Annotated in this window: 21 protein-coding genes and 1 pseudogene; 20 read left to right on the plus strand and 2 right to left on the minus strand. The window is 59.3% G+C overall.

What is annotated here, in order from left to right:
- Positions 1-945 (minus strand): tyrosine-type recombinase/integrase (locus DWV00_RS12615; RefSeq protein WP_342766979.1); only part of this gene is annotated, 945 nt, incomplete at its 3' end.
- A gap of 178 nt (positions 946-1,123) precedes the next feature.
- Between DWV00_RS12615 and DWV00_RS34900 the strand changes: the two genes are divergently transcribed.
- Both DWV00_RS34900 and DWV00_RS12620 read left to right on the plus strand, forming a co-directional pair.
- Positions 1,124-1,255, plus strand: coding sequence for a hypothetical protein (locus DWV00_RS34900; protein WP_281272626.1), 132 nt, complete (start codon positions 1,124-1,126; stop codon positions 1,253-1,255).
- Between the two features lie 194 nt (positions 1,256-1,449).
- A pseudogene (locus tag DWV00_RS12620) lies at positions 1,450-1,758 on the plus strand (IS3 family transposase); the annotation flags it as partial.
- A gap of 250 nt (positions 1,759-2,008) precedes the next feature.
- Here the strand turns inward: DWV00_RS12620 and DWV00_RS12625 are convergent.
- Positions 2,009-2,908: a WYL domain-containing protein gene (locus DWV00_RS12625; RefSeq protein ID WP_115533939.1), complete on the minus strand. Its 900-nt coding sequence runs from the start codon at positions 2,906-2,908 to the stop codon at positions 2,009-2,011.
- Positions 2,909-3,069: 161 nt separating this feature from the next.
- On the opposite strand from DWV00_RS12625, the gene DWV00_RS12630 reads away from it, so the two are divergent.
- The 18 genes from DWV00_RS12630 (at position 3,070) to DWV00_RS12710 (ending at position 22,769) form a co-directional block, all read left to right on the plus strand.
- Positions 3,070-4,515 (plus strand): DUF3375 domain-containing protein, encoded by a 1,446-nt coding sequence (locus DWV00_RS12630; protein ID WP_342766980.1) that lies wholly within the window; start codon positions 3,070-3,072, stop codon positions 4,513-4,515.
- A complete protein-coding gene (locus tag DWV00_RS12635; RefSeq protein WP_115533940.1) occupies positions 4,499-5,236 on the plus strand; it encodes a DUF4194 domain-containing protein in 738 nt (245 codons plus the stop codon). The genes DWV00_RS12630 and DWV00_RS12635 overlap by 17 nt, the downstream gene beginning before the upstream one ends.
- Positions 5,233-8,586, plus strand: a complete 3,354-nt coding sequence (locus DWV00_RS12640; protein ID WP_115533941.1) for an ATP-binding protein — start codon at positions 5,233-5,235, stop codon at positions 8,584-8,586. The genes DWV00_RS12635 and DWV00_RS12640 overlap by 4 nt, the downstream gene beginning before the upstream one ends.
- A complete protein-coding gene (locus DWV00_RS12645; RefSeq protein ID WP_115533942.1) occupies positions 8,561-9,817 on the plus strand; it encodes a Wadjet anti-phage system protein JetD domain-containing protein in 1,257 nt (418 codons plus the stop codon). The genes DWV00_RS12640 and DWV00_RS12645 overlap by 26 nt, the downstream gene beginning before the upstream one ends.
- A 165-nt stretch (positions 9,818-9,982) precedes the next feature.
- Positions 9,983-10,156 carry a hypothetical protein gene (locus DWV00_RS34010; RefSeq protein WP_181885441.1) on the plus strand — a complete coding sequence of 58 codons (174 nt, stop codon included), beginning with the start codon at positions 9,983-9,985 and terminating at the stop codon, positions 10,154-10,156.
- Positions 10,157-10,279: 123 nt separating this feature from the next.
- A complete protein-coding gene (locus DWV00_RS12650) occupies positions 10,280-10,729 on the plus strand; it encodes a hypothetical protein (RefSeq protein ID WP_245964853.1) in 450 nt (149 codons plus the stop codon).
- Between the two features lie 87 nt (positions 10,730-10,816).
- Positions 10,817-11,542, plus strand: coding sequence for a GntR family transcriptional regulator (locus DWV00_RS12655; RefSeq protein ID WP_115533943.1), 726 nt, complete (start codon positions 10,817-10,819; stop codon positions 11,540-11,542).
- A 169-nt stretch (positions 11,543-11,711) separates the two neighbouring features.
- Complete coding sequence (locus DWV00_RS12660; protein WP_115533944.1) at positions 11,712-12,695, plus strand: substrate-binding domain-containing protein; 984 nt, start codon at positions 11,712-11,714, stop codon at positions 12,693-12,695.
- 69 nt (positions 12,696-12,764) lie between these two features.
- Positions 12,765-13,145: a VOC family protein gene (locus DWV00_RS12665; RefSeq protein ID WP_115533945.1), complete on the plus strand. Its 381-nt coding sequence runs from the start codon at positions 12,765-12,767 to the stop codon at positions 13,143-13,145.
- An 85-nt stretch (positions 13,146-13,230) separates the two neighbouring features.
- Positions 13,231-13,773, plus strand: a complete 543-nt coding sequence (locus tag DWV00_RS12670) for a tripartite tricarboxylate transporter TctB family protein (RefSeq protein ID WP_115534296.1) — start codon at positions 13,231-13,233, stop codon at positions 13,771-13,773.
- Between the two features lie 12 nt (positions 13,774-13,785).
- On the plus strand, positions 13,786-15,330 hold the full coding sequence (locus tag DWV00_RS12675; RefSeq protein WP_115533946.1) for a tripartite tricarboxylate transporter permease: 1,545 nt from the start codon (positions 13,786-13,788) through the stop codon (positions 15,328-15,330).
- Between the two features lie 30 nt (positions 15,331-15,360).
- Positions 15,361-15,933, plus strand: coding sequence for a chromate transporter (locus DWV00_RS12680; protein WP_115533947.1), 573 nt, complete (start codon positions 15,361-15,363; stop codon positions 15,931-15,933).
- Positions 15,923-16,456, plus strand: coding sequence for a chromate transporter (locus tag DWV00_RS12685; RefSeq protein ID WP_115534297.1), 534 nt, complete (start codon positions 15,923-15,925; stop codon positions 16,454-16,456). The genes DWV00_RS12680 and DWV00_RS12685 overlap by 11 nt, the downstream gene beginning before the upstream one ends.
- Positions 16,457-16,502: 46 nt before the next feature.
- Positions 16,503-17,504 carry a tripartite tricarboxylate transporter substrate binding protein gene (locus DWV00_RS12690; protein ID WP_115533948.1) on the plus strand — a complete coding sequence of 334 codons (1,002 nt, stop codon included), beginning with the start codon at positions 16,503-16,505 and terminating at the stop codon, positions 17,502-17,504.
- 195 nt (positions 17,505-17,699) lie between these two features.
- Positions 17,700-18,716 (plus strand): YncE family protein, encoded by a 1,017-nt coding sequence (locus DWV00_RS12695; RefSeq protein ID WP_115533949.1) that lies wholly within the window; start codon positions 17,700-17,702, stop codon positions 18,714-18,716.
- A gap of 74 nt (positions 18,717-18,790) precedes the next feature.
- Entirely contained in the window at positions 18,791-19,945 is a 1,155-nt protein-coding gene (locus tag DWV00_RS12700) for a porin (protein ID WP_115533950.1), read from the plus strand.
- An 831-nt stretch (positions 19,946-20,776) separates the two neighbouring features.
- A complete protein-coding gene (locus DWV00_RS12705; protein ID WP_115533951.1) occupies positions 20,777-21,676 on the plus strand; it encodes a hypothetical protein in 900 nt (299 codons plus the stop codon).
- A gap of 142 nt (positions 21,677-21,818) precedes the next feature.
- Positions 21,819-22,769 carry a hypothetical protein gene (locus tag DWV00_RS12710; RefSeq protein ID WP_115533952.1) on the plus strand — a complete coding sequence of 317 codons (951 nt, stop codon included), beginning with the start codon at positions 21,819-21,821 and terminating at the stop codon, positions 22,767-22,769.
- The last annotated feature ends 161 nt before the right edge of the window (positions 22,770-22,930 follow it).

The following is a 22,930-nucleotide window of genomic DNA, read 5'->3' on the forward strand; positions in this document are numbered from 1 at the left end:
CCCCCCGCGGCCCGAGGCCCTTAGCAAAGCCTCCCGCAGCCCCTGATCGGAAACGTGCGTGTAGATCTCAGTCGTAGAGATGCTCTGATGGCCAAGGAGCTTCTGCACGTATCGAATATCCAGCCCCGCCTCGAGCCATTGGGTCGCACACGTGTGTCTGAGCATATGAGGTGTTACGTGGCGAGCGATGCCAGCCGTGTGGCTCAGCGCGTTCAGCTCTTTACGTACCGTCGCTGTGCTGAGAGGCGCACCGGAGCCCGAAACAAAGAGGCGGTCGTTCGTTGACGCCACACGATGCCGATAGGCCAAATACTTTTGCAATTTCCGGTACAGCGGCTTTTCTAAGAGATAAACGAGACGCTGCCGATTTCCCTTGCCATGGATGAGTATGGATGAGCTAGACAGGGAGACGTCTTTGAGCGAGATTGCGACGAGTTCTCCGACTCGAATGCCTGTGTCAAGCAGGAGGTGGGTCATCGTCTTAGTGCGACATTCGTCGAAGTCGGACGTAGGACCTATGGCTAACTGTCGACGAAGCGCCTGGCTATCGCTTCGGTCGAGCGCTCGCGGAAGTCGCCGCGGCAGGCGTATGCGCTCGTTTAGCGATTCGAATGGGTCATTGGCGAGCAAGTGTTCTCGGTTGGCCCATTTGAAGAATAGCTTGAGGCTTGCGAGGCGGCGCTTGATCGTTGTTTCTTTCAAGTTTCGATGCTCGCGCATCTCCGCTAGGTAGCCCCGCAGGTGATCGGTCTTGATGCTCTTCATTCCCCTTCGTTGGCCGAGATAACCTAGCATGTCATCTATGTCGCCACCGTACGCTCGTAGAGTGTTTTCGGACAAATTGATCGCTAGTCCGCAGTGGCGTAAAAATTTTATTTTGGATTCCGTAAGGGTCATGAGTGCCTCGTGATAGGGCGAAGTTGATAAAAGGTTTCCCCCCAGCATGTTAGTGCTCTGCTTGCGTGCATCCAGCCGATCGTGATCGTCGTGTTACCGAAGACTCCTTTCGTCGAGTGGGTGAGTCGAGTCGCTCGCCTTGGGCGAGCCGTCGGGCTTATTTGCCCAAGTGGGCGTGATGTAGTTCACCGATACACCGTGGAACTTCGTCGCGTTCCGATCGCTCGTGCCGCATCTCGAGTGGTCCAAAGACTTTCCCGATACGTCGCTCGCCGTGCTCGGTACGACCGTCTGGCTGTATCTGCTGTTCTCGCAGGCGGAGCAGGAAGTCGAGGCGTTGCATGAAAGCATTGCGTAGCGGCCGGACGCCGGGACCGAGGCGATCCGTGAGCCACCTGCGCAAGACACTTAAGTGGGTATTCCGCTCCAACGTGACCGAGCATTCCGATTGGTCGTGACCAGTCATTCCGGGCGAGCGCAATCGATTTCCGGAGCTTTCCGAAATCCGCGGTCAGGATGCCGGAATTGGAGGTCACGTTCACCGGAGTGCGCAAATACGGCAGCATTCGCTGCGGCGAGCGGCTGGCCGACGCCGGCATCGAGCCGTCGGTCGGCAGCCGAGGCGACAGCTACGATAGCGCGCTGGCCGAAATGATCAGCGGTTTGTACAAAGCGGAACTGATTCATCGCCGAGCGCCGTGGAGACCGCGTGGGTCCTCCGTACTGGCAGCGCTCGAATGGGTCGCCTGGTTTAATCATCGTCGGCTAATGGAATCGCTCGGCTACACCTCACCCGCTGAAGCTGAAGCAAACTACGACCGGCAACTCTGCAATACGGTTGCAATGCCGGCATCAACCTAAATCAACTAGCCTCCACGATTCTCGGGGCGATTCAGGGTGCTTACGTCGTTCGTCGGCTAGCCGATGTCGCGGAGGCTTATCGTGGTCGTGCACCAGAGGAGAGGCCGGCCCCGTAGTGCCAGTTATGCGTGCGAATGAGGAACAGCGCGTCGCAGGCAAAGCTACCGCAGAGGACTGGCGTCCAGCTTCGCCGCCTCTACCGATGAAGAAGTCCATCCGGTTTCTGCAAAGAGACTCACATCATTTAGGCTTAGCTCAACATGTACTTCTCGACCTCCGCCCGGTTCTTTAGAACGATCTGCTGAACTTCCGGTTTGGCTATGCCTTCGAGGTCTAGGCGCAGGTGTCGCAGAGCGTAGAAGAGGAACGCTTGTCTGCAATAGAACTCGACTTGCCCGCTCTTCATTCCAAAGTCAAGTTCAATGGCAAGCCTGTGCGACTTGCTCAGTTCGGGATGCGGAATCAATACCAGCGGCACTATCGTCCGCCACTTCACATCGTCGTCCCGGCTTGCGGCAGCCGGCTCAAAGCCATCAACCTCCAGCATACGCGCAACAACGAAATCAAGAAATTGATTGCGCGTGTGACAGAAGGCGCGCGCGTGCCAGCGAAAGCCATCGTGAGCAAGGGCATGCGGAGAAATCGTACGCGGGATCGGTTGTGGTCGCGTCATCGACTGGTACAACACGCGTATCGCACAGCGTTCGCGAATGGCTCGAAGAAGCGCGATTAATACATCGATGCGGAATGTTCGACCTGGATGTGGCACTGTTGCGACCGGAGGAGCCCAAGTAATGAAACTGCTTTGGTCGGAGTCCAGTCCGGACGCGTGCGACAACAACTCGTTGAGATAGCGACTGGAGTCGCTTGAAGGATACAGCGGCTTGAAGTCGGCAGACGCGATGTAGACCCGGGAGCTGCGGTCGTAATTCAAGTTAGTCGACGCCAGCTCCGTATATTTAGCGATGTCGAGCGACGCTTGAGGCACTGAAATGCCAAAGAAGTCGGTAAGGTCACTGCGGTTGAGACGGCCATCCCACTGAAGTCGAAAGTCAATGAATTCCAGGCGGCGGTCCTGGCTCCAACGACCAGGGGCGCGGCTACTGGATGACCCTGTTGGGGCCGACGTGGTGGGCAAGCTTTCAGGCATGTCGGGATTCTCTCATGAGTAGGAAAAAACGTGAGAATAAAAACTAGACGCATATAAAAAGTAGTCGTATAGTGGATCCAGCAGCTAGCCTTGGAGGTCCGGATGGATAGCGTTACTGGTTATCGTTTCATCGGGAGATGGGCGTGAAGGCGCTTCGGGGCGTGGCAGCCCTGCGCAATCTGCGCGACCAACCCCTTTGGCGCCTGCTGGCGGCCACGAAGGCACCGGTGGTAATTGCTTTGCTCCAGTCGCTTTTCACGGACACCGACAAGGCGTTACCGAGTTCGGTGCTGCATGAGCGCCTGGGTCGTGACATCGAATCGCTTCGCTCAACTGGCGAAGACCTCCCCCAGACTCCTCAAGCGTATGTCTCCGAGTGGCTCAATCAAGGCTGGTTGACGCGCCGGTTTCCCATCGGGGCTCCCGAAGAAGAGTACGAATTGTCGGCGGAAGCACTTACCTCGGTGCGTTTTGTCACGGGACTTTTGAAGCCAAGAACGACCGCCACTGAAAGTCGGCTTTCAGTGGTCATTCACCAACTGTCGCGACTGGCTGAAGAGACAAATACCAACCCTGAAGCACGCTTGGCAGCCCTGCGCGCTGAACGCGAGCGGCTCGACAAGGCGATCGCTGATGTCGAGCGCGGCGGCGTCAGGATTCTGCCACCTGACCGCGCAATCGAGAGTGCACGCGAGATCATCGCTTTGGCTCAAGAGCTTGCGGCCGACTTCCGGAGCGTTCGTGACGAGTTCGAGCGATTGAACCGGGGGCTGCGGCAGAGCTTGATGGAGAACGAAGGTAGCCGCGGCGATGTACTTGAACAGCTCTTTGCTGGCGTTGACCTTATTGGCGAGAGCGATGCAGGTCGCACTTTCAACGCATTTTGGCGTTTACTGACCGACAGCGAGCAAGCAGCCATCCTTCGAGAGTCGTTGGACGAAGTGACGAGCCGCCCCTTTGCGCGGCAGTTGGAATCGCACGAACGCAAATTCTTGCATGGGCTGACGGGCGCTTTGTTGAACGAAGGCCGAGGGGTGCACGATGTGTTGCAGCACTTTGCACGAAGCCTCAAGAGCTTCGTGCAGAGCCGCGAGTTTCTTGAGCATCGGCGCCTGCACGGTCTACTGAAAGAAGCGACGCAAGCAGCACTCCACGCTAAGAATGCGGTGCGCCCCAATGAGCTGATTGGTTTCGAGCTCATGCAGTCCAGCGGTCGCATCCGGTCAGTATCGCAGTGGGCGCTCTATGACCCCGCGCAACGAGTGACCGATTCGTCGATGCCGATTGCAGAGCCCTCTGAGCTGGACCTGGAAACGGTGAGCGAGCTAGTGCGGCTGTCTGAAATCGACTTTCGAACTCTCAAAGCCCACTTGCGGACCATTCTCGAACTCCAGTCGCAAGTCACCATTGGTCAAACACTCACTGAGTTTCCGTCGGAACAAGGCCTCGGGAGCGTCGTTGGCTATATCGCCTTGGGTGCCAAGCACGGCGAGGTCACTGACGGCACCGAGGTCGTCTCATGGGAGGGCGGCGACGCGACCCAGCGTCGCGCCAAGATTCCGACCATCTACTTCATGAGGGAGCGCTATCTTGAACTCCTTGACTGACTCTACCAATGAAAACATCGGTGATGAACCCACGCTCGATACTTCTGTTGCTGAGACTGCGACGTTCCAAGGCGACACCGGAGCGCTTCCAATTGATACCAGGCGGGTACTGGTGCAGCTGCTTCTGGGTCCTTCCGTGGACGCTCGGCGTCAATCAAAACTCTGGCCAGTGCTGCTTCGCGATGAAGCCGTCATCCGTTCTCGCATGCATGACCTCTTTCTTGAGGTCGTTATTGACCACGAGCAGAGAGTCGCGTTCACGCGACAGGTCGTCTCTGAGGGCATCGAGGTCCCCATCCTTCTTCGCAAGGCGTCGCTCGCCTTCTTGGATACGGCGTTGCTGCTCTTCTTACGACAGCGGTTAACGCAGGCCGATGCTCAAGGTGAACGGGCTGTTGTGTCGCGTGATGACATGCAAGAACACTTGTCCGTGTTCGAACGGGTGAGCAACCTCGATCACGCAAAATTCGAAAGGCAAATTGTCAACGCCATCGACAAGGCAAAGAAGCTCAGCCTGCTGCAGTTCATTCGCGGCTCCGGTGAAAGGTACGAAGTCTCACCGACGCTCAAGCTGCTCTTCTCTGCCGAAGAAATTCAAGACCTGACGCGAACCTACGCAGCTCTGGCGTCCTCGCATCACAAGATGAACGCGGACGATAGCAATACCACCGACGACGATACATCGGCCAACAATGCCGAAAACGAGGAGGACTCGCTGTGAACTTTGACCAGCCCGTGTTGTTAGATGGCAGCGGTGACCAGTTCCGTCTTACTCGGATACAGACGTTCAACTGGGGAACCTTCTCCAACGTATTCGATTTCTCCATCCCGAAGGAGGGCTATCTCTTCGTGGGACCGTCTGGTTCAGGGAAGTCCACGGTGCTGGACGCTCACGCGGCGCTGTTAACGCCGCCAAAGTGGTTGGACTTCAACGTTGCCGCGCGTGAAGGTGAGCGGCATGGGCGTGACCGCAACGGCATGACCTACCTGAGGGGCGCGTGGGCGCAGCAAACAGGAGACGGCGGCGAGTACGTTTCACAATACTTGCGTGGCGGCACGACCTGGTCCGCCATCGCCGAGACCTATCGCGATGGGCAGGGCCGGGTAGTCGTGCTCGCCCTAGTCCTGTGGGTCAAGGGTAACTCTACGGCGTCAGGCGATGCCAAACGGCTGTACCTCACCCTCGAACGTGAGTTCGAGATTCAGGAGCTAGAGTTCTTCGCTAAGAATGAGTTCGACACTCGTCGTTTCAAGCGCGACTTGATCGATGCAAAGGTGCACACCGAATTCAGCGCGTATCAGGAACGCTTTCGCCGTCTGCTGGACATCGACAGCGAGCGCGCCCTCCGTCTTCTGCATAAGACGCAGTCTGCGAAGAATCTCGGTGACCTCAACGTGTTCCTGCGGGACTTTATGCTGGATGACCCGGAGGCGTTCAGCATCGCCACTAGCCTAATCAACGAGTTCGGGGAACTGAACGAGGCGCACCAGGAGGTGGTGGCTGCCCGTAAGCAAATCCAAGTGCTAAAGCCGGCGCGGGAAGATCACCTCGAGCTTGAGCGTGGAAACAACGACTGCAACGGGCTGCAGGCAGTCCAGACCGCCATTGACCAGTACCGAGAGTACCGTCGCAAGGTTCTGGTAGACGAGCGGATTGCAGAGCTGGAGGTCGAAAGGGAAGCATCGCGGCAGGAAATCCAACGGCTCTCGCAGATCGCCGATGACGAGCTCGCCAAGCTGACGGACCTACAACGTCAAAAGCTAAACATGGGGTCCGATGTCCTGCTCCGTCTCGAAGACAATATCAAGGCGACTGAGGCGGAGAAACTCGTCAGGCTGAGTAGACGAGACCAAGCCGCAGCCGCATGCAACGTCATGGGATGGTCGGTGCCCGACAGCGTGGTCTGGTTTGTCCAGCGAGTCGAGGCTGCCAAGCAGCGTGTTCTCAAGGCTCATGACCTCAAGAAGGAGGTAGAGGAGCGTAAGGACCAGCTCAAGGCGGACTATCGGCAGGCTAGCGAAGAATTCACCATGGCGGTAGCAGAGGTCAAAGCTTTGGAGCGTCAGAGGTCCAACCTCCCGGCACGGCTTGTCGATTTGCGTGAGCGCATGGCCCGCGACCTTTCGATACCTGAGACGAAGCTTCCGTTCGCGGGTGAACTCGTGGAGGTACGTTCTGATTCTACCGAGTGGCGGGGCGCCATTGAGCGCGTTCTCGGTGGTTTCGCGCGCTCCATCCTCGTTGACGACAAGCTCTACCCCGCGGTCTCTGCTTACCTGAACGAGCGCAACATTGGCGAACGACTGGTGTACTTTCGGACAGTCCCGCAGACATCCGGACGCACGCCCGGTCCCGACTCTCTGGTGCGCAAGCTCAACTTCGCGCAGGGGGATTTTGGTGAATGGGTGCGCGAAGAACTGAAGCGCTCGTACGACCTTGAGTGTACCGACACCTTGCCGGCCTTCCGTAATGCCGCTCGCGCCTTTACTCGTGAGGGCTTGGTCAAGCACAACACGGTGCGGCACGAGAAGAACGACCGCCACTCGGTCGGCGACCGCAGCCAGTGGGTGCTGGGCTTTGACAACAAGGACAAGCTCGCTCTGTACAGAAGCAAGGCAGCGGAGCTTGGCGGACGCATCACTGAACTGCAACTGGCTCTAGACAAGATTGGAGATGAAGAGCTCCTCCAGCAAGAGCAGCTCTTGCACTGCCAGAACCTGTCGAACCTGACCTGGAGTGAGGTCGATGTCGGAGCGCTTCTCGTCCGCATCGACGACTTGACGACACGCCTGAAGGCGGAGCGGGACGCTAGGCCGGACCTTGCTATCCTAGATGACCGTATCAAGACACAGGAGGGTGTTCACTCTAAGGCTGCTGGCACGAAGAGCGAAGAGGATGCCAACGGTCGCTCCATCAAATCCGAAATCGACAAGCTAAATGTCAAGCTGGTCGAACTGGCTCGTTTGTGGCCGACTTCTGGCAGACAACCGGCGTTCGCTACCCAAATTGCAGCTAGGTATGCGGCCACCGGCAAGGAGGTTAATCTCGACAGTCTTGACCATGTGACCGGGCAAGTGGATCGGGGCCTCAGCAACGAATTGCGCGCGATTGAAACTCGCTTGGGCGAGTTGCGCAATGCCATCGTCCAGCGCTTCGTGGACTTCAATCGCTTATGGCCTGCGGTTGCCGGTGGTCTGGACGCTACGCTGGCCAGCGCTGACGACTATTTTGCAAAGCTCAAGCGTCTGGAAGACGACAACCTTCCAGCGTTCGAGGACCGATTCTTTGGGTTGCTACGCGAGCAGAGTGACCAAAACCTCACTCTGCTGGCCACCAAGCTCGACGAGGAGCGCTCGGCGATTCGCTCGCGCATGGAGCTGGTTAATGAGAGCCTGGAGACGGCGCCGTTCAACCCAGGTACGCACCTTGTCATCGAAACAACCGACAAGTCTCTCGAGGAGGTGCGGCTCTTCCGCGCAAGCTTGAAGGAGTCGCTCAGCCACTCGTTCTCGACCGACCGGGATCTAGCCGAAGAGCGCTTCAAAACGTTGGCTGCGTTGGTCAAGCGCCTCGCCAGCCAAGAAACTGTTGACAAGAACTGGCGAAATCTGGTGCTGGACGTCAGGCAGCACGTGGAATTCGTTGCTCGCGAGCTTGACGAGGGCGACGTCGAAGTGGATGTCTACCGCAGTGGTGCCGGCAAGTCGGGTGGGCAGCGCCAGAAGCTGGCCGCTACCTGTCTGGCTGCGGCGCTGCGCTATCAGCTTGGCGGTCAGGACCGAGCGCTTCCGAGCTACTCCACCGTGGTGCTCGATGAAGCTTTTGATAAAGCAGATGCGGAGTTTACTGCGATTGCGATGAACATCTTTAAGGCGTTCGGATTCCAGATGGTAGTGGCCACCCCTTTGAAATCCGTGATGGCACTGGAACCCTTCATCGGGGGAGCATGCTTTGTGCATATAAAGGACCGCAAGAAGTCTGCAGTCATACCCATCGAGTACGACAGTGAGTCTCATCGCTTAAAATTGACTCAGGACGTGCGCAATGCCGAAGAAACTACTGTCTCCTGAATCGGCACACGACTTCCTTGCTCGTCGCTTCAATAACCAGCACCAGAACTGGCTCGCAGGGGAGGGAGCTTGGCCGCTGGTCGTCGCGCTGGGTGCACCTACTGACACGGACATCGCCGAGGATGCTTCGGCGGTTAGAACGTGGGCCTTTGCTTGGCAGTCGAGAAGCGGTCCGGGCGAGGTTATCTTTGAGGAGCGCCAATTCGCTCGGTTTGGCAGGCACCGCTTTCCTGTCAGACTGAGCTTCGCGGATGCGACTGCCGTTGCGACTGCAGTCGGTCAGACCAGACGTTGGGAAACGGCAACGGGGCGCTACCAGCAGATGCTAAGTCGCTGGCCCACGCTCGCACAAAGCAAAGTCTTGGCGTCGAAGTTCGATGTGTTAGCCGACTACTTGCCAGAAGACTTCGAGCGATTGGTGACCCTCTTGACATGGCTACAAGCGAATCCCGATTCCGGACTCTACCTTCGGCAGCTTCCCGTGAAGGGGCTCGACACAAAATGGTTGGAGAAGCGAGCGGGCTTAGTGGCAGGGCTTCTTCGGTCGTTGCGCGAAGTCAGTGTGGATGAAAGCGACTTCCATGCGCTGTTCGGCCTGAGGAAGCCTGCGCACAGGGTCCGAATCCGACTTTTGTGTCCGGCATTGCGCGAACGCGTCGGCGGCCTCTGTGACATCGAGGCACCTATAGGTGAACTTGCGGCGCTGCCCATTAAGCCCAAGGCAGTGGTTATCGTCGAGAATCTGGAGACGGGTGTGGCACTCCCTGACGTTTCGGGTACGGTGGTAATCATGCGCCTCGGTAACGCGGTGAGCGCGTTGCATGTCCTAGGATGGCTGCAAGGGTCGCAGGTTGTCTACTGGGGCGACATCGACACCCACGGTTTCGCAATCCTAGACCGCGCGCGGAGGGTCCTGCCACAGCTCCGGTCGGTGCTTATGGACGAAGCGACACTGGTTGCGCATCAGCCGCTTTGGGTGCAGGAACCCTCGCTGTGTGCTAACGCCGCGTTTGCTGAACTGACGGTCGAAGAGCGCCGTGTATACGACAACCTGCGTGCTGATTGCTGGGGGCCGCGCGTCCGCCTCGAACAGGAGCGCCTCGACTGGGCTACTTCGATGGCGGTGCTAATGCAGGCTCTCGAATGTCGGACAAACGTTGAGGAAGGGTTAGGGCCATCTGCTGCTCCAAACTGGAGTGACCCCTTAGAGTTGGACGATTTGACAGAGTAAAACTCGGACTTCGGCGTCCCAAAGAAGCTCGCCATCGCAGCGTTGCAACGGCAGACAGAGGGGTCTTCCCAAACATTTACCAAGGCCTACCGCCGTACTGGAAATTGTGCGGCGCCCACGGTACCCTCCCTAATTCGTGGGAAGAATAACTAAGAGAGGGCCTCAGTGTCGAAACTCAAGTTCGATGGCGTCGCGCATCAAATCTCGCTCGTTGACTCGTCGGGCAACACCGTCGGGACGTGGGCGGCTTACAACAACGTCGACAGCCACGCGACGATCCGTCACGTCGCGAACGGAAGCCACACGGTCCAGGAATCAGCACATCCGACGACGCGATGAGCGCGATCAGCGGATTGATGGCGCGGGACGCCCTCACGGCCGTCGAAGTGACCAACAACAGCGCGCCCCTGGCTCACGCAGCATCTCACCGAAACCGGAATCACAGTCTTCAGGGGCGCCCTCGTGGATAAGCGCAAGCGCAATTGGCTCTCAACGGGAATCGTTGCCGCGTTGGCCTCAGCGTGTCTGACCACGGTGCCGATGGCGCAAGCCAAGGTGTGCTCGGAGCGCGACGCCACAGCCGCAGATGCGATGGTCGATCACCTCGACAGTTGGTCGCAGGTGAACGTTACGTTCACCAAGTATGGGCACTGCGATGATGGCGAGATCGCCGAGGGCAACTCCGAGGGCATTGCTCGGCTGTTGGTCGATCACTGGGAAACGCTGCCTCAGCTCGGCGTGCTGATTCGACGCAATCCACGGCTGAAGGCATTCGTTCTCCGTCACATCGACTCGACGCTCGATACGGTCGACCTCACCAAGATTTCCTCGCTGGCCACCTCATCTTGCCCGCCTGGTATGGGCGCGCTGTGTCATGACTTGGGGACTGTCGCATCAAAGGCAGGCCACTAACGATCCCGAAGCTCACTCCCCGACTCCCGAAATCGTCAAAAAGTAAAATGTTGACATTTCACAATCCGACTCCTAGACTTCGCTTCCATGGACACCGATCACACCTCCACCCCCGTTTCCCTGGCTGACTTCCGGGCGAACACGCTGACCAATGTCGTTCAGCGCGAGATTGAGCGCATGATTTTGAGCGGCGAGCTGAAGCCGGGCGAGCGCCTAAACGAAAAGGCGGTCGCGGATAAGCTCTCCGTGAGCCGTGGCCCGGTGCGGGAAGCGTGCCGAGCGCTGGCCGAGCTGGGTCTCGTCTACCAGATCCCTCAGCGCGGCGTCTTTATTCAGGAAGTCACACGCGACGACGCAATCGAGGTCTACGACCTCCGGGCGGGTTTAACCGCACTGGCGTCCTCGCTACTCGCCCCGATCCTGACGCCCGAGATGGCCCAGCAACTCGACAGCTACGTAGACCAGATGCAAGACGCCGCCGAAAAAGGCGACTTTTCCCGCTTCGATCCGCTGAACCTCGAGTTCCACGATTACATCGTGCGTTCAACGGGCAACTCCCGGTTGATCAAGCTCTATCGCGGCTTCGTCAAAGAGTTTCATCTGTTCCGCGTCCACGGCATGGTGCAGCGTGGCGCGCTGCTCGAGTCGAACGAGGAGCATCGGCAGATCGTGAGCGCGTTGAAGTCGCACGATTCCCGCCTCGGTTACGAGAACAGTTTCACCCACGTGTCGAAGGGCAAGGAGCGGATGCTCATCGCATTGGACAACATGGCGAAAGCAGGCTCACGCGACGCAGGCGACAAAATAGCCTGATTGAAGACCGCGGCGCGCCGGCCGGTCTCGAAAGGCGCAACGCGGCTTCGCGGTGCGAATGATTTCGTTAGTACTACTGATTAATTTGAATTGATTCGATTTCGTTTGGCTCGCCGACGTGACGAGCGTGCAGGCTGGATCCCCAATCAAAACATCGTACTAGACCGCTATGCTCGAACTATCGCTGGCTTGCCAGAACACGGACCGCACCCGAGCGTTGCTCGAGAACCGGGTCACCATCGACGGAGTGAAAATCCACTTCGTGACCGGTCCCGCCGAAGAATTGTTTCAGCGTGCGTTTCGACATGCGGAGTTCGATATCTCCGAGTTGTCGCTGGGCACGCATTTGCTGACGACGGCGCGCGCGGCAAGCCATTACATCGGCGTGCCGGTGTTCCTCTCGCGAGCGTTCCGGCACTCGGCGGTCTACATCCGCGGCGATAGAGGAATTGATTCGGCCGATGCGCTGAAGGGGCGTCGCATCGGTGTCCCGGATTTCCAGCAAACGGCCGGCATTTGGGTGCGCGGCATGCTTGCCGACGAATACGGCATCGGCAATCGCGATGTGCGATGGGTGATCGGTGGTCTCGAACAGACAGGCCGAGCCGCACGCGTTCCGTACACGCTGCCCTCCGATATCCAAGTCGAGCCGATCGCGCCCGACCAAACCTTGTCCCGTCTGCTCGATGCCGGCGAGATCGATGCGGTGATCGCCCCTAAGCCGCCGTCGTGTTTCGGGCGAAACGAACACGTGCGTCGGCTGTTCCCCGTGCCTCGCGAAGTCGAGCAAACCTGGTTTCGCAAGACGGGAATCTTTCCGCCGATGCACACGCTGGGCATCCGCCGCTCCCTCGTCGAAAAGCATCCGTGGCTTCCGGTCAATGTGTACGCCGCGTTCAAGAAGGCGCGCGATCTCGCGCTGACCGAGCTGCAAATGACCGACACCTTGCGCGTCATGCATCCGTGGATCACCGAGGAGCTTGACCAGGTGAGGGCACTGATGGGGCATGACTTCTGGCGTTACGGCGTGAAAGAGTGCCGCGACGAACTCGATACGTTGCAGCGCTACGCGCTGAGCGACGGTTTGATCGAGCGGCCCGTACCGATCGATGACCTATTTGCACCGAGCACTTCCGAGGCCTTTAATTTTTAGTCGAGCGGACCTTCAACAACAACGGCGATTTCTTTAACCGGCAACACCTTACTTCTGATGGAGAGTCACATGTCGCGCATTGTTCACCTTGCTGTCAAAGTCGATGACCTCGAGGCAGCCACCCTTTTTTACACTGAGGTATTCGGCTTCAAGGAGGTGAAGACCGGCCGTAACCGCGAGCACATTTCGCGTCACATGACGGACGGCCACATCGACTTCACCCTCATGAAGTACGACAGCGAAGATTCCCACGAAGCGCAGTTGGCCGGTCCCGGTCCGAGGCTGCATCACTGGGGCGTGACGGTGGACGATCAAGAGACCGCCGCGGAAAAGATTCGCCAGTACGGCGGCGAGATCCTTTCGGCGAAGGGCGAAGGCGCGCTGAAGTTCCGCGCACCGGACGGCACGATCGCCGAAGTCGTAAAGCCGGGGCGCTATAACGAGCAGTGACCGCGTGAGGTGGTTCGCCCCGAATCGATCGTCAGGCAAGGCCATCCTCGCGATGGCGTTGCCGGCGTCGAATGCTGGAGGAGACATGAAGAGCATCAACAAAGATGTATGGCTCGCGCTCGGCGTCATTGCGCTTGCCGGCGCCTACCTGATCATGGATATGCGCTTGCCCGAGGTTCGCTTGAGCGATCCGTTGGGCCCCAAGGTCTTTCCCGCGTTGGTGGGCATCGGTCTCATCGTGTCGGCGCTGTTGTTGCTGCGGGAGACCGCGGCCAACCGCCACGAACGCTCGCCACGCGTTGCCGAACCACCGGCCGCAAAATCATCCGATGCGCCCGCCGTCCCGGACTATTCTCAAACCGAGCAAAACGAACAAGCCGAGCAATCGAAGCACCACGCGTTCGTTCTCGTCGGCATGCTGGTATGGACTGGCGCCTACTACGCGTGCTTTGAGCGCCTCGGCTACCTGGTCTCGACCACGGGATTCCTGTTCGGTCTACTCGCCTATTTCAACCGCAAACGCCTCAAAACGAATCTTGCGATCGCGCTGGGCGTGACGGTCGTTCTTGATCTGCTGTTTGCTCAGCTTCTCGGTGTTCCGATGCCGACGGGTCTTCTTCCTTTTTGAGGTAGGCGGGACATGAATAGCTTGGATGGAATCGTGCATGGGCTAGCGATCGCCGCTACGCCAACGCACTTGCTCTATACGCTGATCGGCGTGTTCATCGGCACGTTGATCAGCCACTTGCCGGGCATCGGCCCCTCGGCGGGTATCGCCTTGCTGATTCCGGTCACGTTCGGCATGGATCCGACCACGGCCTTGATGATGCTGACCGGTATCTACTACGGGTGCATGTATGGCGGCGCGGTCACGGCGATTCTGCTCAACACGCCGGGCGACGCGGCAGCGGTGATGACGGTATTGGATGGCTATCCGTTAGCAAGGAAGGGCAGAGCGGCGGCTACGCTGGCGATCGCCGCGGTCAGTTCGTTCATCGCCGGCATGATCGGCGTGACGGCACTCTCGTTCGTCGCGGCACCGCTCGCGGCCTTCGCGCTGCATTTCGGGCCGGCCGAATACTTCGCGCTGATCTGCTTCGCGCTCTCCACGGTGAGTGCGCTGACCGGCAAGTCGCTGGCGAAAGGGATGTTGGCGGTATTCCTCGGGCTCGGGTTGGCCACGGTCGGCATCGACCTGCAAAGCGGGGTGGCGCGTTTCACGCTCGGCTTCGTCCAGTTGCAGGATCGGGTGAATTTTCTGGTGGTGGTCGTGGGGCTGTTCGCCATCGCGGAGGTGAGCCGAATGGTGGAGGGCGCGCTCGGCGGCACGCTGCATACGGTGAAGGTGGACGGCAAGCTTTGGTTCACGCGCGCCGAATGGCGGCGCGCACGGCCGGCGATCTTTCGCGGCTCGTTCGTCGGATTTCTCTGCGGTGCCGCCCCCGGGCTCGGCGGCACGCTTTCCGCGATGCTCTCTTACGTGCTCGAGAAGAAGCTGTCGAAGCACCCCGAGGAATTCGGGCATGGCGCGATCGAAGGCGTCGCCGCGCCGGAAGCAGCGACCAATGCCGACACCTGTGGGGCATTCGTGCATCTGCTGGCGCTCGGCGTGCCCGGTTCGGGCGCGACGGCGGTCATCATGGGCGCGTTCATCATGTATGGCATGCAACCGGGCCCGATGCTCTTTCATACGCAGCCCGATCTGGTCTGGGGCCTCATTGCGAGCATGTATATCGGCAACATCATGCTGCTCGTGCTGAACCTTCCCCTCGTCGGCATCCTGTCGCGCATCCTCTATATCCCGCCGCGCGTGCTGTTGTGCGTGATTCTCGTGATTGCGTCGACGGGCGTGTATTCGTTCAACAACGACACGTTCGATCTGTTCCTCGCGCTCTTTTTCGGCGTGGTGGGCTATGTGTTTCGCAAGTTCGACATTCCCAAGGCGCCGCTGTTGTTCGGGTTGATTCTCGGTCACACGCTCGAACAATCGTTTCGCCAGGCGCTGACGATTTCGAACGGCGATCCGACGACGTTCCTGCGCAGCCCGATCGCCGCGACCTTGCTCGGGTGTGCTGCGGTGAGCATTGCGGCGTCGCTCTGGAGCCGACGCAAGGAGATGGTCGCGCTGTCGAACGAGCTGCGCGATCGGGTTCCCGATCATCAGTTGGCGGACGAGCCGCGTTGAGCGTGGCGGTTTCGGACAAGGCGAATCGACATGGACACGGCATTGGAAGCGGGCGCGGCAAAAGTATCGCTACGAGACATCGTTTCGGTGTTTGCGCGCGTGGGCTTGACCAGTTTCGGCGGCGGGTTGTCGGCATGGATCTACCGGGAGGCCGTCACCGAGCGAGGCTGGCTCAGCAACGACGAATTTCTCGGTGCGCTGACGCTCGGGCAGATCGTGCCCGGCTCGAACGTGGTCAACCTGTCGATCTACATCGGCTACCGGCTGCGCGGCGCCCTCGGCAGTGTCTTGGCCGCCGCTTCGCTGCTCTTGCCGCCGATGGTTGTCATTGTCGTCTTCGCATTGATGTATCGCGAACTCAGTGAACTCGTCTGGCTGCACCGGTTTCTTGAAGGCGTCGCGGCTGCGGCCGTCGGTATGACGGCGTCGGTGGGCGTTCGGAGCGCCAAGAAGATTCTTTCCCGGCAGCGCGTGATGCTCGTGCCGATCGTCGCGGTATTGATTGCGATCGGGATCCTGCGTTGGCCGCTGGTGCCCGTTGCGCTCGTCGTTGGCGCGGCCGGTTTGACGCTCGCGTACGGAGGTGAACGTCGTGCGCGATAACGTCTACTTGCAGCTCGTTGCCGTGTTCGCGCCGCTCTCGTTGCTATCGATCGGCGGCGGACAGAGCATCGTCGCGGACATCAACATGCAGGCGGTCACGTTGCATCACTGGGTGACGCAGACGGATTTCGTCGAACTCTTTGCTCTGTCGCGCGCAGCACCGGGGCCCGGCGCGCTGCTGACGACGCTCATTGGATTGAGAGCCGCGGGGGTGATCGGTGCCATCGTCGCTTCGGTGGCTTTGTTCGTGCCGTCGTCCATCTTGGCCTACGCCGCCACGGCGGCCTGGACGCGACACGATCGGCATCCGTGGCACGGCGTGATCGAACGCGGCCTTGCGCCCGTCGCAACGGGGCTCATGCTCGCGAGCGCGTTGACGGTGCTGCGGGCCTCGCCGTCGACATGGATTTCATCCGGACTCGCCGGAATCGCATTGCTGGTTTTCTTAACGAAGCCACGGTGTCATGCGCTCATCGTCCTGTTCGGCGCTGGTTTGCTCAACGTGGTCATCGGGTATTGGTAAGGCGGCCTGCGCCGCGAATGATGGATTCATTTGGAGGAGACAACTCATGGCAGGGAAGAAGCTAACGTACCGCGCGATCGTGGCGACATGCATTGCGCTATTGGGAGGGCAAGTCACCGTTGCGCGCGCGGCGGACAGTTGGGCGCCGCGTCGGCCCGTCGAGATCGTCGTCCCGAGCGCACCCGGCGGCGGCCTTGATCTCGTGGGCCGGACATTACAAAGCGTCATCCAGCAGGAGCACCTTGCCAGCAAACCGATCACGGTGGCGAACCGTCCCGGCGGCGGGGGAACGGTGGGGCTGGCCTACATCAACTCCCATCCGGGCGATGGCGATTACGTAAGCGTGCAGGCGCTGCCGTTGATTACCAATCGAATCACCGGACAAAGCACGATCGGTCTCGACGACGTGACGCCGCTCGCGGTGCTCGTCACCGAACAAGTCGTGTTCTCCGCGCCCGAGGATTCGCCGGTGAAGACCGGCCAGGATTTGCTGCAAATGCTGAAGAAGAATCCGGCGTCGGTCAGCTTCGCGGTTTCGAGTTCGCCGGGCGGTCAGAGTCACGACGCGGCGGCGCTCGTCGTCAAGGCTGCCGGCGCGAATCCGACGAAGCTGAAGATGGTGTTCTTCGATTCGGGCGGCGAAGCGGTGACGTCGCTGATGGGTGGGCACGTCACGGTGGCGGCGACCCCCGCGGGCGTTGTACTGGGGCCGAGCCAAGCGAAGCGCATTCGCCTCATTGCCATCTCGGGCGGTAAGCGCGAACAGGGCGCGCTTGCGAACGTGCCGACGTGGAAGGAGCAGGGCGTCGATGTCGATTTCACGACATGGCGCGTGCTGGTGGGGCCGAAGGGCATGACGCCCGCCCAGATCGCCTGGTGGGACAACGTTTTGCAAAAAGCGACGTCGTCTCCCCAGTGGGCCGCGGCGGTCAAACGCAACTTGTGGACCGCCGACTATCAGGACAGCAAGGAAACGAGAACCTTTCTGCAAAACGAGCGGGGGCGCTTGACGCCTTTGCTGGGCGAACTCGGTCTTGCGAAGAACTAGACGTCGGTCGATGTAGCTCGAGGTGGTGGGGTGGGAAGCACGTAAGGCACAACAAGAAGGAGGCCTCGCTCACGGAGTGGGAAGGGGCCGATAGGTTGATTCGACGCTAGCCTCTCAATTTATTAGTAGTACTAACAAAAAGCACAGATACAAATCGCGCCAAGGATGAGATCAATGAAAACGATAGGAGACACCATGCAGCCTCTCTTCAAAACAGCGTGCCTGGCCATTGCGGCAGCATGCGTCATCGCCGGACCGATACAGGCGAACGCAAGCACGAACCCGGATACGGATGCGACCGCGTCGACGCACTACAAGCTCGTCAAAACCATCGATCTGCCCGGGAAGGGCGGTCACGGCGACTGGGTGGTGTTCGATCCGGCCACTCACGAAATCTGGGTTGTGCAATCGCCTGACCATGCCGTCGTGGTGCTCGATGCGGATACGCTCGCGGTCAAAGCGACGATCCTGGGCATCCAAGACGGAAACGGTATCGCGCTGAACGACAAGTTCGCATTCGTGGCGGACGCCAAGGCCAACAAGCTCGTCGTGATCGACAAGCGAACGTTCAAGCAAGTCGCTGCTGTCGATACCGCGGGCAAGGCCCCGGACGGCGTGGCGCTCGATACGAAGAACTCGCGCGTGTACGTGGCCAACGACGACAGCGACACCGAGAGCGTCTTCATGGACCAGCCGCCGTTCACACGAGTGGGGACCATCGCGCTGACGCCGCAACCGGCCAAGCACGGCCCCGACGTCAATCTCTATGAGCCCTCGCTCGGGCGCATTTACCAGCCGGTGGACAATGTCGTCGATGTGATCGACCCAGCCGCGCAGAAGGTGGTCGCGGTGTGGAAGTTTCACCTCAAGAAGGATGCCAAGCCGATGGTCTACGACAGCCAAGGCAAGCATCTGATCATCGGCAGCCGCGACGAGAAGGTCCTGATCGTCGACCCCGACGGCAAGCTCGTCGCGACCGTTCCCTTCGAAGGCGGCAACATCGACCAGACTGCGATCGATGTCGGCGCGCGGCGGATTTTCCTGGGTGACAAGTCGGGTGAAGTGGATGTCATCGATCTCGACACGCATCAGGTTGTCGACCATCTGCATACCGAAAAGAACGTCCATACCCTGGCCGTCGACCCACGCACGCATCGAATCTTCGTCTACCTGAACGAGAGCAACAAGGTAGACGTGTTCGAACCGGTCTGACGCATTTCCATGTTGTTCCCGAATTCGAATCGTCCGAATCATATATTTAGGAATACTAAGGAATAGGAGATGTTATGGAGACGCCAATCAAATTCCGATCTATTGCTGTCGTGCTCGCCACGCTGCCTTTGGCATCGCTCGCTCAAGCGCAAAACAGCGTGACGCTGTACGGCGAGCTCGACGATGGGATTGCCTACTACAACAATGTCGGACAGCATTCGCTGGTGGAAATGCAGGGTGCTGACCTGACGGCCAACAAGTGGGGGCTCAAGGGTAATGAGGATCTGGGCGGTGGAAACAAGGCGATCTTCACCTTGGAAAATGGATTCAACATCAACAACGGGAAGCTGAGCCAAGGCGGGCGGGAGTTCGGGAAGAAGGCCTTCGTCGGTCTCGCTAATTCCCGGCTCGGGACAATCACGCTCGGGCGGCAACTCGATTCGACGGTGGACCTCGTTCAGCCGCTGACCGCCGACGTCTACGGTCCGGCGTTCACGACGCCGGGGGATGCCGACAACAACGACAACAGCTTCCGGCTGCAGAACGCGGTCAAGTACGAGAGTCCGCTCTTGGCCGGCTTTCAATTCGAGGTGATGTACGGGCTTGGGGGCGTGGCCGGCAGCCTCGCATCGCAGAGTTCTTCTTCCGCGGCGTTGAGCTATAAGCAAGGAGGATTCAGCGTGGCGGCCGGATATGTGTTCGCTCGAAACGATGGCCCAGGCGGGGCGTCCACCGCCGACGAAACACAAAATAGCGCCGTGACGCCGTTATACGGGAGCACGGCTTTCGTCGGATCGCGGATGATCGTTCACGCCGCGGCTCAGTACGAACGTGGCGGCCTCACGGCTAATATCCGCTACAGCAATGCGCAGTGGAAGCCGTATGGGACTTACGCCGCTTTCAATCGAACCGAAACGTTCAATACAGCCGCGGCTTCACTCGGCTATTTCATTACGCCAGCCACTGAGGTCAACGTCGGCTACACGTTCACGAAATCGAGCGGGGCATCCTCGGCGACCTACAACAACGTCGCCGCGGGGTTCCAATACCTCCTGTCCAAGCGCACCACGCTCTATACGGTCGCTGCCTACTCGCATGCAAGTGGAACGACCTTCAGCCAAGATGGAGAGAGCATCGTGCCGGCCGGAGGCACCGTAGGCGACTTGGCGTCCAGTTCGAGCACGCCTAGCCAGGTTGTGTTGATTTTTGGTGTGACGACGAAATTCTAAGATGCTGTAAAAACTTTCTCGTGTGCTCGATCCGCCGATGCGGACGGGCCGCAGCCGCTTATCCGCGAAGCACGGGTGCGCTCCTTGCTTCTCGCCTTGCGTTTCCCTGAACGAACGCTCTTCAACAGGCGGTTCATTAACACGCATGTCTGCGCATCGCGATACCGGGAGTGACACCCGCAGCGTCGTGCGGACGCTGTCTCACTCCTGGGCCACCGGCAGTGGCCCTGGCCTGGCGAACGCGCAGTGGCTAGCCGTCAGCTAATTTTGCCTACGTGGGCGCGGTGTCGGTCGCCGATACACGATGGCCCTTCGTCGCGTTCCGATCGTGCAGTTGAGCGTCAAACCGCCCGTCGTCGGCGAACTGCGCGCGCTGGGCGCTGCGCGTAGCTAGCTAGCTGGGTGGCGGCGATGGGCATGAGCCTCGTAGTGGGAGCGTGGTTCGCGTCTAAGGTGCTTTTGTGAGGTTGGTGTGGTTTGTTACTCGGACATCGTCTGATTTTTTGGGGGGACTGAACTGCGGGGGAGCGTTGATGGCAAGCTGGCCTACTGCGTCGTGTTGTGGTGATCGAACACGGCGTACCGGTCGGCGTGGGCCTTTCAACTGCGCGCGTGTGATCCATTTAGGAATAATGGGGGTCCTGTGAAGGCCTTTCGCAGCAAGCGTCTCGATGATGTACTCAAGGATCCGAAGGCCTCTGAGCAGCTTCGGCTATTTCTAGCTTCGGCGTCGCTCATCCAACCGAGCAGCGTCGAAATCACGGTGAAGGACTCAAACGGAAACACGGTCTGTTATCTGCCGAGGCTCGTCCGTGTAGGCGGATGGAACGCATGAACGTAGCATTTCCAGCTCTATTCCTCTTCCTCGTTGCCCTGCCTGGTTTCCTCTTCCGCCAGTTCTTCCAGCGCAACGAGGTGCGCACGGCAAATCACGCGCCGTTTGGCGCAGTCGCGCTCAAAGCGCTTCTTTGCGCGGCGTTGTTCAATGCACTCGTCGCGAGCGCGGTATGCCTGGCGGGTTATGAGATCAAACTTCGCGATGTCATTCATCTGCTCGTCGGCGGTGCCGCGCCGCTCAACCATATTGAGGACAGGCTGATCTGGCTAGATCTTCATCCGGTTACCGGTCTTGGCTATTTCGCCCTCACCAATGGTTTGGCGCTCGTTTCAGCACTTCTTCTCCGATGGTTGGTCCGGCGCTGGGAACTTGATCGAGTGGGAAGCCCATTTGCGCGCGCCGCGCGAGGCGATGCGCCCTGGTACTACTTGTTTGCTGGGCTCGACCAGCCAAAGAATCAAGCTGCCGATGGCGCGACGGTGGCGGCCGTAGTCGAATATAAGGAGGGTTCCTATCTCTACACCGGTCTGCTCGACGGTTACGAGGTCAACGAGCAAGGGCAATTGGATCGTCTTCTGTTGCTGAAGGCTCAACGTCGAAGATTTGAGCACGATCGGGAGTACGACGCGGCTGCCCAAATGTACCAGGACGATAAGACACGCTTCTATCCAATTGGGGGCGATGTCTTCGTGCTCAGGTACGACGATGTGAAAACGCTCAACGTTACTTATCTATCGCTGCATAAGAAACGACAATTTGGCGGGCAGACGCCGGTTCAAGTTGATCTCGGTCTCAGCACGATCATGCATCGGACGGGAGGCAGGAACGAGACATCCAAGCATATATCGGCGCGTCAACGCACGGATTTTCCACGTCTTGTAAACGCTGACTGAGCTCGCTCCAGCGGAGAACCGCTTCGGCATTAAGTTGAACATGACCATCAATTCGCATATGCTCGCCGGCGTGCCTCCATGACGCCAATTGTGAAGAGGCGCTCAAACTGATTGCGGATATCGTTAATCCAACCGTAAGAATATGAACCGCCAATTCGCCCCGCTACTCGTTGCTCTCGCGACGACGTTACTCACCGCCACCGCCCAAGCCGCCGGCACTGCCCACTCTCTGGACCAGGCCGCCTCGAAACTCAAAACCCCTGAGGCCCGCGCAGCTTTCAACCAGGACATGGGCAACACGCCCGAGCCTGACGGCTTCGGCACGCACTTGCCGGCAGGTTTCACAAAGCAAGCCGTCATCGCCCAAGTCGCTCCGGGGCAAGACGCCGCCCGTGCCGTCCTAGTCGGTGTCAAACCGTGGCCGCAACGCGCTAACGCGTACGTCGCGATTGTCTGCGTCGCCACGACCGACAAGATCGCCAAGGAAGAAACGGAATTCCGACCGGCTCAACAATGTGACGGTGTCGACTCGACTAGCGACAACCCAACTGCCTCACAAGATCTCGTCTGGCTAGGCGTATTCGAGCGCGGTACGGACGGCGCGCCGAAATTGATCGCTCGCACCGAGCAGCCCCTCGATCACGGGGTCGACTGGGACGCAACGAACCTCCAAGCCCCGGACAACCTCCCTGCGGACTCAGGCAAAGGCGGGTCACTCCCCGAGCAATGGTTGCGTTTCGATCTTGCGCCCTATCAGTTGCGCGCGGGTGACTACGCTTTCGGTGTTCGCGCCGGCTGGTCTGTCTCGTACTCCGGCGGTGGCGGCGACTTCGAAGCGCTCTACCTGTACCGAATCGACGGCGCCGCGATCCGCTTGGTTTTCGCTCAGCCGATGATGTACTACCGCAATATCGCCGGCGATTGGCACAAGGACGGCACGCGCGACCATGACATCGAGGACGGCAGCAATACGCTGTCGGTCCTGCCCACCGCTACGAATGGTTTCCGCGATTGGCAACTGCGTCAGCATGGTGGCAAGTGGCGTAAAACGTTTCAGTGGTCCGCTCAAGACGGCGCGTACGTTTCACGCTAAAAGCCGTGTCGGCGCGTGATGATCTCGCGCGCCGGTCCAAACAAATATCTGTACATCAAGGCGCGAAATGTCCACGTCTCGTAGTTGGTGGCTAGGCTCTCCCCAGCAGGAACTCGCAGCGGGTCGGCGCGTGTTTCTCTAGCGCGCCGGCCCATCCTGGT

Origin of the sequence: Trinickia dinghuensis (assembly GCF_003367175.1) — a bacterium.
In the GTDB taxonomy this organism is placed as follows: Bacteria; Pseudomonadota; Gammaproteobacteria; order Burkholderiales; family Burkholderiaceae; genus Trinickia; species Trinickia dinghuensis.